The 12,500-nt window shown below is 71.0% G+C and carries 16 protein-coding genes; 13 read left to right on the top strand and 3 right to left on the bottom strand.

The window, feature by feature from the left end; genetic code table 11:
* The first annotated feature begins 167 nt into the window (after window positions 1-167).
* The gene (locus ACIBF7_RS25780) at window positions 168-803 is read left to right on the top strand and encodes a TetR/AcrR family transcriptional regulator (RefSeq protein ID WP_271279917.1); all 636 of its coding nucleotides are present in this window, start codon (window positions 168-170) and stop codon (window positions 801-803) included.
* Here the strand turns inward: ACIBF7_RS25780 and ACIBF7_RS25775 are convergent.
* Window positions 786-1,289, bottom strand: coding sequence for a hypothetical protein (locus ACIBF7_RS25775; RefSeq protein ID WP_271279918.1), 504 nt, complete (start codon window positions 1,287-1,289; stop codon window positions 786-788). The genes ACIBF7_RS25780 and ACIBF7_RS25775 overlap by 18 nt on opposite strands.
* A gap of 128 nt (window positions 1,290-1,417) precedes the next feature.
* On the opposite strand from ACIBF7_RS25775, the gene ACIBF7_RS25770 reads away from it, so the two are divergent.
* Window positions 1,418-1,996, top strand: a complete 579-nt coding sequence (locus ACIBF7_RS25770; RefSeq protein WP_148033883.1) for a YqgE/AlgH family protein — start codon at window positions 1,418-1,420, stop codon at window positions 1,994-1,996.
* On the opposite strand, the gene ACIBF7_RS25765 is transcribed toward ACIBF7_RS25770, so the two are convergent.
* On the bottom strand, window positions 1,997-2,605 hold the full coding sequence (locus tag ACIBF7_RS25765) for a TetR family transcriptional regulator (RefSeq protein WP_148033882.1): 609 nt from the start codon (window positions 2,603-2,605) through the stop codon (window positions 1,997-1,999).
* 133 nt (window positions 2,606-2,738) lie between these two features.
* Between ACIBF7_RS25765 and ACIBF7_RS25760 the strand changes: the two genes are divergently transcribed.
* The 11 genes from ACIBF7_RS25760 (at window position 2,739) to ACIBF7_RS25710 (ending at window position 11,929) form a co-directional block, all read left to right on the top strand.
* Window positions 2,739-4,343 (top strand): DHA2 family efflux MFS transporter permease subunit, encoded by a 1,605-nt coding sequence (locus ACIBF7_RS25760; RefSeq protein ID WP_219546530.1) that lies wholly within the window; start codon window positions 2,739-2,741, stop codon window positions 4,341-4,343.
* Between the two features lie 86 nt (window positions 4,344-4,429).
* Window positions 4,430-4,690 carry a DUF3039 domain-containing protein gene (locus tag ACIBF7_RS25755; RefSeq protein WP_148033880.1) on the top strand — a complete coding sequence of 87 codons (261 nt, stop codon included), beginning with the start codon at window positions 4,430-4,432 and terminating at the stop codon, window positions 4,688-4,690.
* A 48-nt stretch (window positions 4,691-4,738) separates the two neighbouring features.
* Window positions 4,739-6,133, top strand: coding sequence for an MFS transporter (locus tag ACIBF7_RS25750; RefSeq protein WP_271279919.1), 1,395 nt, complete (start codon window positions 4,739-4,741; stop codon window positions 6,131-6,133).
* A gap of 71 nt (window positions 6,134-6,204) precedes the next feature.
* Window positions 6,205-6,840: a hypothetical protein gene (locus tag ACIBF7_RS25745; protein ID WP_148033878.1), complete on the top strand. Its 636-nt coding sequence runs from the start codon at window positions 6,205-6,207 to the stop codon at window positions 6,838-6,840.
* Between the two features lie 123 nt (window positions 6,841-6,963).
* Window positions 6,964-8,709 carry a DEAD/DEAH box helicase gene (locus ACIBF7_RS25740; protein ID WP_271280154.1) on the top strand — a complete coding sequence of 582 codons (1,746 nt, stop codon included), beginning with the start codon at window positions 6,964-6,966 and terminating at the stop codon, window positions 8,707-8,709.
* A gap of 163 nt (window positions 8,710-8,872) precedes the next feature.
* Window positions 8,873-9,235 carry an STAS domain-containing protein gene (locus ACIBF7_RS25735; RefSeq protein WP_261808804.1) on the top strand — a complete coding sequence of 121 codons (363 nt, stop codon included), beginning with the start codon at window positions 8,873-8,875 and terminating at the stop codon, window positions 9,233-9,235.
* Between the two features lie 80 nt (window positions 9,236-9,315).
* A complete protein-coding gene (locus tag ACIBF7_RS25730; RefSeq protein ID WP_261808803.1) occupies window positions 9,316-9,891 on the top strand; it encodes an RNA polymerase sigma factor in 576 nt (191 codons plus the stop codon).
* Window positions 9,884-10,702: a hypothetical protein gene (locus tag ACIBF7_RS25725; RefSeq protein ID WP_148033875.1), complete on the top strand. Its 819-nt coding sequence runs from the start codon at window positions 9,884-9,886 to the stop codon at window positions 10,700-10,702. The genes ACIBF7_RS25730 and ACIBF7_RS25725 overlap by 8 nt, the downstream gene beginning before the upstream one ends.
* Before the next feature lie 72 nt (window positions 10,703-10,774).
* The gene (locus ACIBF7_RS25720) at window positions 10,775-11,125 is read left to right on the top strand and encodes a nucleotidyltransferase domain-containing protein (protein WP_397198352.1); all 351 of its coding nucleotides are present in this window, start codon (window positions 10,775-10,777) and stop codon (window positions 11,123-11,125) included.
* Window positions 11,126-11,276: 151 nt separating this feature from the next.
* Window positions 11,277-11,507, top strand: coding sequence for a hypothetical protein (locus ACIBF7_RS25715; protein ID WP_148033874.1), 231 nt, complete (start codon window positions 11,277-11,279; stop codon window positions 11,505-11,507).
* Window positions 11,507-11,929, top strand: a complete 423-nt coding sequence (locus ACIBF7_RS25710) for a PIN domain-containing protein (protein ID WP_397198351.1) — start codon at window positions 11,507-11,509, stop codon at window positions 11,927-11,929. Before ACIBF7_RS25715 ends, ACIBF7_RS25710 begins: the two co-directional genes overlap by 1 nt.
* On the opposite strand, the gene ACIBF7_RS25705 is transcribed toward ACIBF7_RS25710, so the two are convergent.
* Window positions 11,926-12,495, bottom strand: coding sequence for a nicotinamidase (locus tag ACIBF7_RS25705; RefSeq protein WP_397198350.1), 570 nt, complete (start codon window positions 12,493-12,495; stop codon window positions 11,926-11,928). The two genes, ACIBF7_RS25710 and ACIBF7_RS25705, sit on opposite strands and share 4 nt — an antisense overlap.
* Window positions 12,496-12,500 lie beyond the last annotated feature (5 nt).

Here is a 12,500-nt window from a genome sequence, read left to right as displayed (position 1 = left end):
GGATCCTCACGGGTCCGGGCGCGGCCCCTTCCCGTGCCCGCGAACGTGTCTCGCCCGCGGGCGGCGGCCATCGCTCGCCCTCCCGGGCGGGTCGGTCATGCCCGTCCGGCGGCGCTCTCATCGAGTACGCGCCCATGCCCTGGTGAAGTAGAGCGAAAGGAGAGTCGATGGAATCAGGGTCCCGCTTGGCGGGAACGGTCCGTCCTGGCGGACGCACGGCGAAGGTCCGCGCGGCGGTGCTCCAGGCCACCCAGGACGAGCTCGCCGAACGCGGCTTCCACCGCCTGACCATGGACCAGGTGGCCAGCAGGGCGGGCATCGGCAAGACGACCATCTACCGGCGCTGGGGCACCCGCGTCCGCCTTGTCACCGATCTCATGAGGGAGCTGGCCGAGCGGTCCCTGCCGCCCCCCGGCGCGGGCTCGGTCGAGGACGTGCTCATGGCCAGCGCCAGGTCCGTGCTGGAGTCGCTCACCGACCCGCACCTCGGCGTCACCCTCCAGGCGGTCATCGCGGCCGCCGTCTCCGACGAGGAGGCGGCCGGCGCGCTGCGCGCCTTCTACGACCGGCGCATCGGGGAATGGGCCCGGTTCGTGGACGCCGCGGTCGAGCGCGGCGAACTGCCGCCGGGCACCGACGGGGCGGAGCTGATCCGCGCCGTCTCGGCGCCCCTCTACTACCGGCTGATGGTCGTCAGGCACCCCCTGGACGAGACGACGGCCGCCCGGTCGGTCGCCCGCGCCCTGGTCGCCGCCAGGGCGGGCGCGTTCGTGCCCACCTTAGGCTCAGCGCTCGAAGGGTGAGCCGGAGCGCGGCCAGAGGGACCCGTACCACCACACGACGCCGCCGGTGAGGATCAACCCGCCCGCCGTCGCCAGCTTGGCCACCAGGTCGAGCGGCGGGCCGGTCATCGGCAGCCGGTGACCCCACGGACAGTCGTTGCGCACCCGGGTGGAGTCGATCAGCGTGTCGGCCGCCGACCCGCTCACCGAGTACGCCTCGATCTCCGCGCTGCTGCCCTGGCGTACCTTCACCGTACGGGTGATCGCCTTTCTGGCCGGGATGGAGCCCGACGCCACGGTCGCCGAGTCGGCGCGCAGGTCGAAGCGGGTGAGCTGGCGGGTCTGGTTGCGCAGCGTGACCCGTACCGTGTTCGCGCGGCAGCCGATCCGGTCCACCGACATCGTGAACGGGTCACCGGGGTCGGGGCCCGGCCAGGCGCAGGCCGTCGCCGGCAGGAGGAAGACCACGAAGGCGGGCAGGGCGGCGAGGGCGAGGCGGGCGCGCATGCGATGGCTCCTCCAGGCACGGGCGAACGTGACACATTTTCGTCCCGCATCGTGCCCATATCGCTACGTTGAGTAACATGCGGCGGCTGTAGGCGCGAAGAGCCCCCTTCCTCCTTCATGATGGATGTATGGCGGAAGCGATCTACGTCGGCGGGTTGTTGGTGGCGACGCCGCTTCTCGACGATCCCAACTTCCGGCGTAGCGTCGTGCTCATCCTCGAACACGACCACGACGGCGGCACGCTCGGCGTGGTTCTCAACCGGCCGAGCGAGATCTCGGTGACCCAGGTGCTGCCCGTGTGGGACCCCCTGGTGACCGGGCCGCCGGTGCTCTTCGAGGGCGGGCCGGTGCAGACCGACAGCGCGCTCGCGCTGGCCGCCGTGCCGAGCGGGGAGGAGCCGCTGGGCTGGCGCCGGCTCCACGCCGGCACCGCGGCGGTGTCGCGGCTCGGCACGGTCGACCTGGACGCGCCGCCCGAGATCCTCCAGGGCGAGATCGCGCAGATGCGCATCTTCGCCGGCTACGCGGGCTGGACCACGGGCCAGCTGGAGAGCGAGATCGCGGAGGGCGCGTGGTACGTCGTCGACTCGGAGGCCGGCGACACCTTCCACGCCGATCCCGGCTCGCTCTGGCGACACGTGCTGCGGCGGCAGAAAGGTGAGCTGGCGTTCGTGGCGACCTGCCCGGACGATCCCACGATGAACTGACTAGGCGTCCCAGCCGGGGCGCAGCGAGCGCTCCACGAGCTGGAGCGTCTCCTCCATGCGCCGGACGATCTTCTGGAGGTCGGGCGGGTCCGCCGGGCAGGTGAATCCGATCCGCATGGCGGCCATCACGAACGTCACGACGAGATGGGGGAGCGGGCTCTCGTACGGGTCGACGCCCTGGCGGGCGGCGATGGCCTCGACCAGGCGCCGTTCGGACTCGACGGCCCGGGCGAAGGTGCTGTGGGCCAGGTGGGGGGTGGTGTCGAGAAGGCGCCTCACCTTGAGGAATCGCGCGACGTCGTCCGGTGTTGCGTACTCCATGGTGCGCAGCTGCGCGCGCAGGGCGTGGGTCATGGAGACGAACGGCGGCTCGTCCGCGGGGCGGTCGGCCAGGACCTCCAGCATCGTCTCCTCGACCTGGTCGTGGAGCCACAGGATCAGGTGTTCCTTGCTGGTGAAGTAACGGAAGAAGGTGCGTGGAGAGACCTCGACGGCCTCCGCTATCTGGTCGATCGGCGTCGAGTCGTACCCTTGTTCGAGGAAAAGATCGAGTGCGGCATCCAGAAGGGCGACCCGCGTCTTTTCCTTCTTGCGCTCCCGTAGTCCCATGTCTGTCACTCCCTCGACATCGTGATGTCACATACTGCCACATGTCAGCTTCTGGCGAATAAAACCCGTTTGTCATGTGGCAGCGTCTGCCACTATGGTTCCTGGGGTTTAAGAGACAATTGAGGGGGATTCAATGGCAGATGCGAAGACGGTGGCCGCGCCGTCGTCGCCGCCGGGCAAGACCGGGGCTCGCGGCAATCCTTGGCTGGTGCTGCTGGCGGTGAGCCTCGGCGTCATCATGGTGATGCTCGACGGCACCGTGGTCGGCATCGCGAACCCGGTGATCCAGGCCGACCTGGGCGCGACGCTGGCCGAGCTGCAGTGGGTGACCAGCGGCTACCTGCTGGCCCTGGCCGTGTTCCTGATCACCGCGGGGAAGCTGGGCGACCTTTTCGGGCACAAGCGCGTCTTCCTCATCGGCGTGGGCGGCTTCGCCCTCGTGTCGGTGGGCATCGGCTTCAGCGCCGAGCTGGCCGACGTCGTGCCCGGCGTGTCGCCGGCCGGCATGCTGATCGGCCTGCGCGTGCTGCAGGGCCTGTTCGGCGCGCTGCTGCAGCCCGCCGCGCTGGCGCTGCTGCGCGAGGCGTTCCCCGGCGACAGGCTGAAGCAGGCGATGGGCGCGTGGGGTGCGATCATCGGCCTGTCCAGCGCCGCCGGCCCGATCGTGGGCGGCGTGCTGGTGGAGAACGTGAGCTGGGAGTCGGTCTTCTTCATCAACGCCCCGGTGGGCGTCATCGCCCTCATCATGGGCGCGCTGCTCATCGAGAAGAGCCCGATCAAGGTGCTGAACAAGATCGACTGGGGCGGCGTGGTGCTGCTGTCCGGCGCCATGTTCGCGCTCGTCTGGTCGATCATCAAGGCGCCCGAGTGGGGCTGGGGCGACTCGACCACGCTGACCTTCCTCGGCATGTTCGCGGTGCTCACCGCCGCCTTCGTCTTCTGGCAGAGCCGGGCCAAGCAGCCGCTGGTGCCGCTGTCGCTGTTCGCCAACGCGTCGATCTCCATCGGCACCGTGCTGATGATGATGGTCGCCTTCGCGATGTTCGGCGCCATGTTCTTCCTGGGCTTCTTCTTCCAGGGCACCCACGGGCTGACCCCTCTGGAGGCCGGCATCCGGATGCTGCCCATGAGCGCAGGCATGATCGTCGCCTCGCCGCTGGCGGGCATCCTGCTCGGCAAGCTGGGGCCGCGGCTCACCATGGCGGCCGGTCTGGTGGTGACCTCGGGGGCCATGTTCCTGATGTCCCAGCTGACGATGGACGCCACGTTCCTGGAGACCTCGATCCCGTTCGTGGTGCTGGCGTTCGGCATGTCGCCGGTCTTCGTCGGCGCCACCGAGATCATCGTGGGCAACGCCCCCGAAGGGCTCACCGGCGTGGCGGGCGGCCTTCAGCAGTCGGCCATGCAGGTCGGCGGCGCGCTCGGCACCGCCATCCTGGGCGCGGTCATGGCGGGGCAGATCTCCGCCAAGCTGCCCGGCTACCTCGGCCCGGCCGCCCAGTCGATCCCGCCCGACCAGCTCGCGCAGCTGGAGGCGGCGGCCTCGTTCGGCGGGCTCCCGCCGGGCACTCCCGAGCAGATCGCCCAGATCGTGGGCCCGGCCGCGAAGAGCGCCTTCATGGACGGCATGCACCTCGCCTTCCTGGTGAGCACCGGGATCGCGCTGCTGACGGCCGTGCTGGCCCTGTTCGTCAAGGCCGGACGCAAGACGGAGGACGTCCCCGTCCACGTCGGCTGAACCCCTTGGACACGGCCCCCGCCCGCACCGGGCGGGGGCCGTACCACTTTCCTGGATCGGCGCGCGGCGGGCATAGACTCGGTGGGGTGAGCACGAAGATCCTTCCAGAGCAGGAAACGCGTCCGAAGACGTCACACGGCGACGGTGACCACGAACGCTTCGCCCACTACGCCGACAAGCACAAGATCACCGAGTCCATGGTGACGGGCACGCCGATCCGGGCCCTGTGCGGCAAGGTGTGGGTGCCCAGCCGCGACCCGAAGAAATACCCCGTCTGCCCGGAGTGCAAGGAGATCTACGAAGGTCTGCCGTCCGGTGGCGGCGAGGGCGACGGCAAGGACAAGTAACCCGGCCACCGGGTCTGCCCTGGGGTCACGCCTGAATACGATGTCCGGGTGACAGCACCGAAAGCACTCGACACCCCATACGATGCCCCGCGCATCTTCGGCCCCGCATACCGCACGGCGACCCTGGGCATCCTCCTCGTCGTCACGCTGGTCGCCTTCGAGGGCATGTCGGTCAGTGTCATCATGCCGGAGGTCTCCAAGGACCTGCGGGCCCTGGAGCTCTACGGCGTCAGCTTCTCCGCCTTCTTCATCGCCAGCCTCTTCGCCAACGTGGTGGCGGGTCTGTGGGCCGACCGGCGCGGCTACGCGCTGCCGTTCCTGGCCGGTCTGGTGCTGTTCGTGCTCGGCATGGCGCTGGCCGGGGCCGCGACGGGCAAGGAGATGTTCCTGCTGGCGCGGGCCGTGCAGGGGCTCGGCGCCGGGCCGACGGTCGTGGCGCTGTATGTCATGATCGCCCGGGTCTATCCGCAGGACGTGCGGCCCCGGGTCTTCGCGGCGCTGTCGGCCGCGTGGGTGCTGCCGTCGATGATCGGCCCGTCCGTGGCGGGGTTCGTCGCCGAGCACCTCGGCTGGCGTTGGGTGTTCTACGGCATCATCCCGCTGGTCGTGCCCGCCCTGCTCATGCTCCTGCCCTCGCTCAGGCGGCCGGCCGACGACCACGAGCCCGCCACCGGCCCGCGCTCGCGCCCGATGGCCATGACGGTGGCCGCCACCGCCACCGCCGTGGGCAGCGGCGTGCTGCTGTACGGGGTCGAGGAGCTGTACGACGCGCCGCTGGTCAGCGTCGTGTGGTGTGTGCTCGGGCTGGCGGCGCTCGGCTACGGGCTGGCCAGGCTGCTGCCGCCGGGTGCGCTCCGGTTCGGCCGCGGGCTGCCGACGACCGTCATGATGCGCGGGCTGTTCGCCGCCGCGTTCTTCGGGGTCAACGGCTTCATCCCGCTCGCCCTGACCGACGTCAAGGGGTTCACCACCGCCCAGGCGGGCATCGCGCTGACCACCGGGGCGCTCGGCTGGTCGGCCGGCTCCTACCTGCAGAGCAGGCGCGTGATCGACCCGTACCGCAGGATCAGGATGGGCGCGGCCTGCGTGACCGCCGGCATCCTGCTGGTCGTGCCCTCGGTCGTGGCCGGGGTGACCGGCTGGGTCGCGGTGCCGGCCTGGATCGTCGCCGGGTTCGGGATGGGGATGGCGATGGCCACCATCAACGTGACCGCGCTCAAGCAGTCGCCGGTCAACGAGCAGGGCGCCAACAGCGCCGCGCTGTCCGTGACCGACATGCTCGGCGCGGCGCTCGCGCTCGGCGTCGGCGGCGCCCTGTCGAACGTGATCGGCTTCACGCCCAGCCAGATCGCGGTGGGATTCGCGGTGATCTGCGGGCTGATGGCGCTGATCGGGCTGGCCGCCACCTTCCTTTCGGCCCGGGTCACCGACCCGGCAGCCTGAATCCGTCCCTCCAGCCACACCGGCAACGGATCGCCGGACCGGGGCCGCCCCGGGATGGTAGGACAGCGGTCGTGGAGCGTGACGACCGCGTCCGTACGCGCTGGGACTCCCTGCCGCCGTCCGCGCGCATGTACGGCACCCCTGCCGACCCCGGCCCCCGGGTGCCGCGGCGCGCGCTGGGGCGCCTGGCCCGGCCCGTGCTGGCGGTTGTGGCCGCGGCCGGGCTGGTGGCGGCGCTCGCCCTCGCCGTGCTCCGGCTGATGCCCTCGGGCGGGGAGGCCACGCCGCTGACCGACACGCTGGCCGGGGTGCGGCTGGCGCTGCCGCCCGGCTGGGAGGAAGAGAAGGTGGCGCCCGTCACCGGGTTCACCTCGTCGGCCAGGAACGACGACGGCGGCCTGGTCATGACCAGGCCGCTGCCGGGAGAGATCGCCGACCCGCGCGCGGGCGTCAAGGACGCCGCCGAGCACTACGCGCGCCTCCTGCTGAAGGGGGACAGGGTGAAGGTGGTCGACGACCGGCCGGTCGCCGGCGGCCACACCAGGGCGCTGCTGGCCCGGTACGACGACGTGGTGAACCGTCCCGCGTACCTGCGTGTGACGCTTGTCACGAACGGCGGCAAGGCGGCGCTCGTCCTCGGGCTGCTCCAGCCCGAGGAGACGGCCGCCAGGCAGGCGCTGGACGGGGTGATGGCCAGTGCCCGATAACGCCCATAGCACGCGCGGGAGAGCTTGGCCAGGATCGAGGAGCACGGCACGTCTTGTCGGTGGGCCGGTCTACTCTTGGGACACTGTGAGAAAGCGAAGCACACGAACCCCAGAGGTGATGCGGTGAGCACCTTCGCCGCATCCCACCTGTCGCCTTCCTATCCCGACCGCGCCGCGTGGGGCACCGCGCCCAAGTTGCGCGCCTGGCAGCAGGAGGCGTTCGACCTCTACTTCGGGCGAGAGCCGCGAGACTTCCTCACCGTGGCCACGCCGGGCGCCGGCAAGACCACCTACGCCCTGCGCATCGCCAGCGAGCTGCTCACCCGCGGGGTGATCCGCGCGATCACCATCGTCACCCCGACCGAGCACCTCAAGCGCCAGTGGGCCGACGCCGCCGGCAAGGTCGGCATCAGCATCGACCCCGAGTTCAAGAACAGCCAGGGCACCACCAGCCGCGACTACACCGGGGTCGCGGTGACCTACGCCCAGGTCGCCATGCACCCCGCGCTCCACCGCGCCCGCACCGAAGCCCGCAAGACGCTGGTCATCTTCGACGAGATCCACCACGCGGGCGACGCCAAGTCCTGGGGCGACGGCGTGCAGGAGGCGTTCGAGCCGGCCGCCCGGCGGCTGCAGCTCACCGGCACCCCGTTCCGCTCCGACGACAGCCCGATCCCGTTCGTCACCTACGAGGAAGACGCCGAGGGCCTCAAGCGCAGCCGCGCCGACTACTCCTACGGCTACGGTCCCGCGCTCGCCGACAACGTCGTGCGGCCGGTCATCTTCCTGGCCTACTCCGGCGAGATGAGGTGGCGCACCCGCGCCGGCGACGAGCTCGCCGCCACGCTCGGCACCCCGCTCACCAAGGACCAGCTCTCCCAGGCCTGGCGCGCCGCCCTCGACCCGAAGGGCGACTGGATCCGCCAGGTCATGCAGGCCGCCGACCGCCGCCTGACCGAGGTGCGCCGCCACGTGCCCGACGCGGGCGGCCTGGTGATCGCCACCGACCACGAGACGGCCCGCGCCTACGCCCGCCACCTGCGCAACATCGCCGGCGAGGCGGCCACCGTCGTGCTCTCCGACGACCCCGGCGCGTCCAAGAAGATCAAGAACTTCGCCGCCTCGGGCGACCGCTGGCTGGTCGCGGTCCGCATGGTCTCCGAAGGCGTCGACATCCCGCGGCTGTGCGTGGGCGTCTACGCCACCTCCACCTCCACCCCGCTGTTCTTCGCCCAGGCCGTGGGGCGCTTCGTGCGCGCCCGCAAGCGCGGCGAGACCGCCTCGGTGTTCCTGCCCTCGGTGCCGACCCTCATGGGCCTGGCCAACGAGATGGAGGCCGAGCGCGACCACGTGCTCAACCGCCGCCCGCCCGAGGACGGCCTCGACGACAGCCTGCTCGACGACGCCAACCGCAAGAAGGACACCCCCGACGTCCTCGGCGACGAGCTGCCGTTCGAGACCATGGAGACCTCGGCCACCTTCGACCGGGTGCTCTTCGACGGCGGCGAGTTCGGCACCGGCGCCGAGGTCGGCTCCGCCGAGGAAGAAGACTTCCTCGGCCTGCCCGGCCTGCTGGAGCCCGACCAGGTGGCCACGCTGCTGCGCAAGCGCCAGTCCGATCAGCAGGCGGCCAAGCGCAAGCAGCCCGAGCCCAAGGACACCCTGGCCCCGCACGAGCGCATCGCCGAGCTGCGGCGCGAGCTCAACGGCCTGGTCGGCGCGTGGAACCACCGCACCGGCCAGCCCCACGGCGTGATCCACGCCGAGCTGCGCCGCTCCGCCGGCGGGCCGCCGATCGCGCAGGCGACCGCCGAGCAGATCCAGGAACGCATCGACCTCATCCGGCGCTGGGCGACCCAGCGCCGGTAGGCGGCTTTCGGATCAGCGGCCCCGGAGATCGTGACGCTCCGTAACCCTATGCGTTTGGCAACAGAGCAGTAGCCTTCCGTTAGAAAGCAGGCCGGACAGGCAACACTTTCCGATGGGCTGCCTAACGGAGATCCAGAGGGACGTGCTCATGTCGCCTGAGGCCATGGGAAGGTCGATGCTCGCCGTCTCGTCCGGGCTCTTCTCCAATGCGATCGTCATCCGGCTGAGCGGCGAGATCGACGTGTACGGGCTCCCGGCGCTCCGCGATCACCTCACCCGGGTGTGGGACCTGCCGCCCACGCCGTTCCTGATCCTCGACATGCAAGAGGTCGGTTTCTGCGATTCGATGGGCATGAACGAGCTCCTCGACATCATGCACCGCTGCGAGGCGCGTGACACAGGGCTGCTGCTGGGCGGCGTGCAGGGCGTGATGGCCCGGGTGCTGTCCATCACCGGGCTGCGCAACGCCTTCGAGGTCTTCGGCACTCTCGACGAGGCGTTGCGCCACGCCGGCATGCGGGCCTGAGAACCCGTTTCCCGCCATCGGGTGAAAGGGAGTACGACACCCGATGGAAAGGGGGCGATTTGATTACGGACACAGAACGCGTGTCCACGGACGCCGAGGTGATCGAACAGTCCTGGCGGGACCCGGCCGCCTTCTCGACGCTGTTCGACCGTCACGCGCCCGCCCTGCACCGCTACGTCACCCGGCGGCTGGGCGACTCGCTCGCCGACGACGTCGTGGCCGACACGTTCCTGGCCGCCTTCCGGCGGCGCGACCGGTACGACGTGCGCCACACCGACGCCCGCCCCTGGTTGTACGGGATGGCCGCCAACTTGATCGGCAAGCACCGCCGCAGCGAGGTCAGGTCCTACCAGGCGCTGGCCAGGACCGGCGTGGACGACGTGGTGGAGAGCTACGCCGACCGGGTGGACGCGCGGGTGTCGGCGTCGGCGGCGCAGCGCGACCTGGCCCGCGCGCTGGCCGAGCTGTCCCCTGACGAGCGTGACGTGCTGCTGATGATCGCGTGGGCCGACCTGGGCTACGAGGAGGTGGCCCAGGCGCTCGGCATCCCGGTCGGGACCGTCAGGTCCCGGCTGCACCGGGCCAGGAAGAAGACCCGCGCCGCTCTGGGCGGGATGAATCCGACGGACGTCGACGAGGAGAACGATCATGGATGACCTGCGGTTGCTCCAAGAGATGCGCGCGGACGCGCCGGAGCCCGGGGAGGCGCGGCTCGCTGAGATGCGTGCCGCGCTCAGCGAGGAGATCACACTCAGCGGCCTGACAGCGGGCACGCCACCCCGCGAGGCTCTCGCGGCGGGCGCGCTCGCCACCCAGGGCGCCGTCCGGGGGACCGCGGCGCGACGGGTGCCGCGCTTCGTCAAGCTGGGCGTCGCGCTGTCGGGGGTCGCGGCGGCCGCTCTCGCGGCGCTGCTGGTCAACGGCGGTGCGGCCCCGGCGTTCGCCGTCACCTCTCAGGCCGACGGCTCGATCAAGGTGACCATCAACGAGTTCAGCGACCCCGGCAGCCTTGAGGAAGCGCTGGCGGACAAGGGCGTCAACGCCGCGGTCGACTACCTGCCCGAGGGGAAGACCTGTCAGGGCACACGGGGCGAGCCCGCCAAGGCGAGCGGACGGGTGGAGACCGGCCTCCGCTCGAACGGCGGCGGCGTGGACTTCACCATCACCAAGGGCGCGGTCGGCAGCGGCGAGACGCTGGTCCTGGCCATCTCCGGCGGCGGGTCCGGCAAGGCGCCCTCCGGCATGAATGTCGCGGTGATCAAGGGCGAGGTGAAGGAGTGCACGCCGGTCTCGGTGCCCGCTCCCGCCGATTCCGGCGAGGGTGAGAAGGGTTCCGAGGTCAACGAGCAGGGCGGCCCGGAGAAGGGGACCCACAGCGTCACCGAGGGTGACGACCAGGGCCCCCGGCACGACACGGGCGGCAGCTCCGACGACGGCTCCAAGATCCTCCACCACAGCGGCGACTAGCGACGCGCCCTCACCCGGCGGCCCCGCCACGGGGCCGCCGGGAACCCGGGCTCCTAGGGGCGGCCCCTTCGCATGACACGTGGCCTCGCCGAGGTGGCCGCCCTGCTGGCGACCGCGCCGCTGCCATGGTGGATCGGCGGCGGACACGCGATCGAGCCGGCGGTCGGCCACGCGTACCGCACGCACGGCGACGTGGACCTCGGCCTGCTGCGCCGCGACCACGTCCCGGCCGTCCCCCGACCGCCCTCACCGTCGCCGGCGTCCCCTGCGACGGCTCGCTCCGGAGGTCCGGCTCCTCTACAAGGCGCGGGCGCCGCGCCCCAAGGACGAGATGGACTTCGACCGCATGCTGCCCCTGCTCACCCCGCCCCAGCGAGACTGCGGAGACCGAGCACGGCGCCCATCCGTGGCGGGGCCGTCTGATGATGTGAACCGGTGGTAGAGATCTTTCCTCTCGGGGGGAGAAAGGTCTTCGGGTTCTTGGCGCCCACGTAACCGGAGCGTGAGGAAATCTGTACTCTTCGTGATCGGTGGTGTCGCAGGGACGCCGCGTTACCGTAGAGGAGTGCCAGAGGTGAGTCTGTACCTGCCGGAGGATATGAAGCAGCGGGTCGCGGAAGCGGCCAGGGCGCATCACATGTCCGAGGACGCCTACATGCGCGAGGCGATCGCGCGGATGCTCGGCGCCGAGGTCCTGACCGAGCGGCCCCGTCCCACGCTGCCGCTCTTCGACAGCGGTGACCCGAGCCTCGCCCGCAGGGTCGACGAGATCATGGAGGACTTCGACCCGGGCGGGCGCGACTGATGCTCGTCCTCGACACCAGCGGCGCCTTCGCCGCCATCGACCGCGCCGCCGAGGACCACGGGGCGGCCAGGCGGACACTGGAGGCGGAGAAAGGGCCGATCCTCCTGTCGCCCTTCGTGCTCGCGGAGCTCGACTACCTGCTCCTGACCCGGATCGGCCTGCGGGCCGAGACCGACTATCTACGCGAGGTGACTTACGGAACGTACGATCTCGTACCGATGGCGCGGCAGGAGATCGTCGAGGCCACCGACGTCATCCTCCGCTACGCCGACATGAAGGTCGGCCTGGCCGACGCTTCCATCGCCGTGCTGGCGGCCCGCTATGAGACGACCCGGGTGCTGACGCTGGATCAGCGGCACTTCCGGGCCATGAAGCCGCTCTGGGGCGACGCGTTCACCGTGTTGCCCGCCGATCTGAACTAGCGGACGATCGGGGCGCCGTGGAGGGTGGCGCCGGCGGCGTCGAGCTGGGCCACGGCGGCGTCCGTCGTCTGCTTGGCCACGCCGGCCGTGAGGTCGAGCAGCACGCGGACCGTGAGGCCGTGCTTGACGGCGTCGATGGCGGTGGCGCGGACGCAGTGGTCGGTGGCGATGCCCACCACGTCGACGTCGCGCACGCCGTGCCGGCGCAGCCACTCCGCCAGCGGGACGCCGTCGCCGGAGGTGCCCTCGAAGCCGCTGTAGGCCGCCTCGTGGGCGCCCTTGCTGAAGACCTCCTCCACGGCCGACATGTCGAACGCCGGGTGGAAGTCGGCGCCGGGGGTGCCCGCCACGCAGTGGGCCGGCCAGGAGGTGGCGAAGTCGGGCTCGTCGGCGAAGTGGGAGCCGGGGTCGACGTGGTAGTCGCGGGTGGCCACCACGTGGTCGTAGCCGTGGTCGGCCACGTGTCGCGAGATCGCGGCCGCGACCTCGGAGCCGCCCGCCACGGCGAGGCTGCCTCCCTCGCAGAAGTCGTTCTGCACATCGACGATGATCAGCGCCGTACCCATACGGC

The sequence above is a fragment of the Nonomuraea sp. NPDC050478 genome, from assembly GCF_044458265.1.
GTDB lineage: Bacteria > Actinomycetota > Actinomycetes > Streptosporangiales > Streptosporangiaceae > Nonomuraea > Nonomuraea ferruginea.
Note: the sequence above shows the minus strand (reverse complement) of the source record. Positions and strands in the feature narration are given on the sequence as shown.

Coding starts and splice junctions, on each gene's coding strand:
- ACIBF7_RS25780 (WP_271279917.1), top strand. CDS start 168: ATGGAATCAGGGTCCCGCTTGGCGGGAACGGTCCGTCCTGGCGGACGC.
- ACIBF7_RS25775 (WP_271279918.1), bottom strand. CDS start 1,289: ATGCGCGCCCGCCTCGCCCTCGCCGCCCTGCCCGCCTTCGTGGTCTTC.
- ACIBF7_RS25770 (WP_148033883.1), top strand. CDS start 1,418: ATGGCGGAAGCGATCTACGTCGGCGGGTTGTTGGTGGCGACGCCGCTT.
- ACIBF7_RS25765 (WP_148033882.1), bottom strand. CDS start 2,605: ATGGGACTACGGGAGCGCAAGAAGGAAAAGACGCGGGTCGCCCTTCTG.
- ACIBF7_RS25760 (WP_219546530.1), top strand. CDS start 2,739: ATGGCAGATGCGAAGACGGTGGCCGCGCCGTCGTCGCCGCCGGGCAAG.
- ACIBF7_RS25735 (WP_261808804.1), top strand. CDS start 8,873: ATGGGAAGGTCGATGCTCGCCGTCTCGTCCGGGCTCTTCTCCAATGCG.
- ACIBF7_RS25725 (WP_148033875.1), top strand. CDS start 9,884: ATGGATGACCTGCGGTTGCTCCAAGAGATGCGCGCGGACGCGCCGGAG.
- ACIBF7_RS25720 (WP_397198352.1), top strand. CDS start 10,775: ATGACACGTGGCCTCGCCGAGGTGGCCGCCCTGCTGGCGACCGCGCCG.
- ACIBF7_RS25710 (WP_397198351.1), top strand. CDS start 11,507: ATGCTCGTCCTCGACACCAGCGGCGCCTTCGCCGCCATCGACCGCGCC.
- ACIBF7_RS25705 (WP_397198350.1), bottom strand. CDS start 12,495: ATGGGTACGGCGCTGATCATCGTCGATGTGCAGAACGACTTCTGCGAG.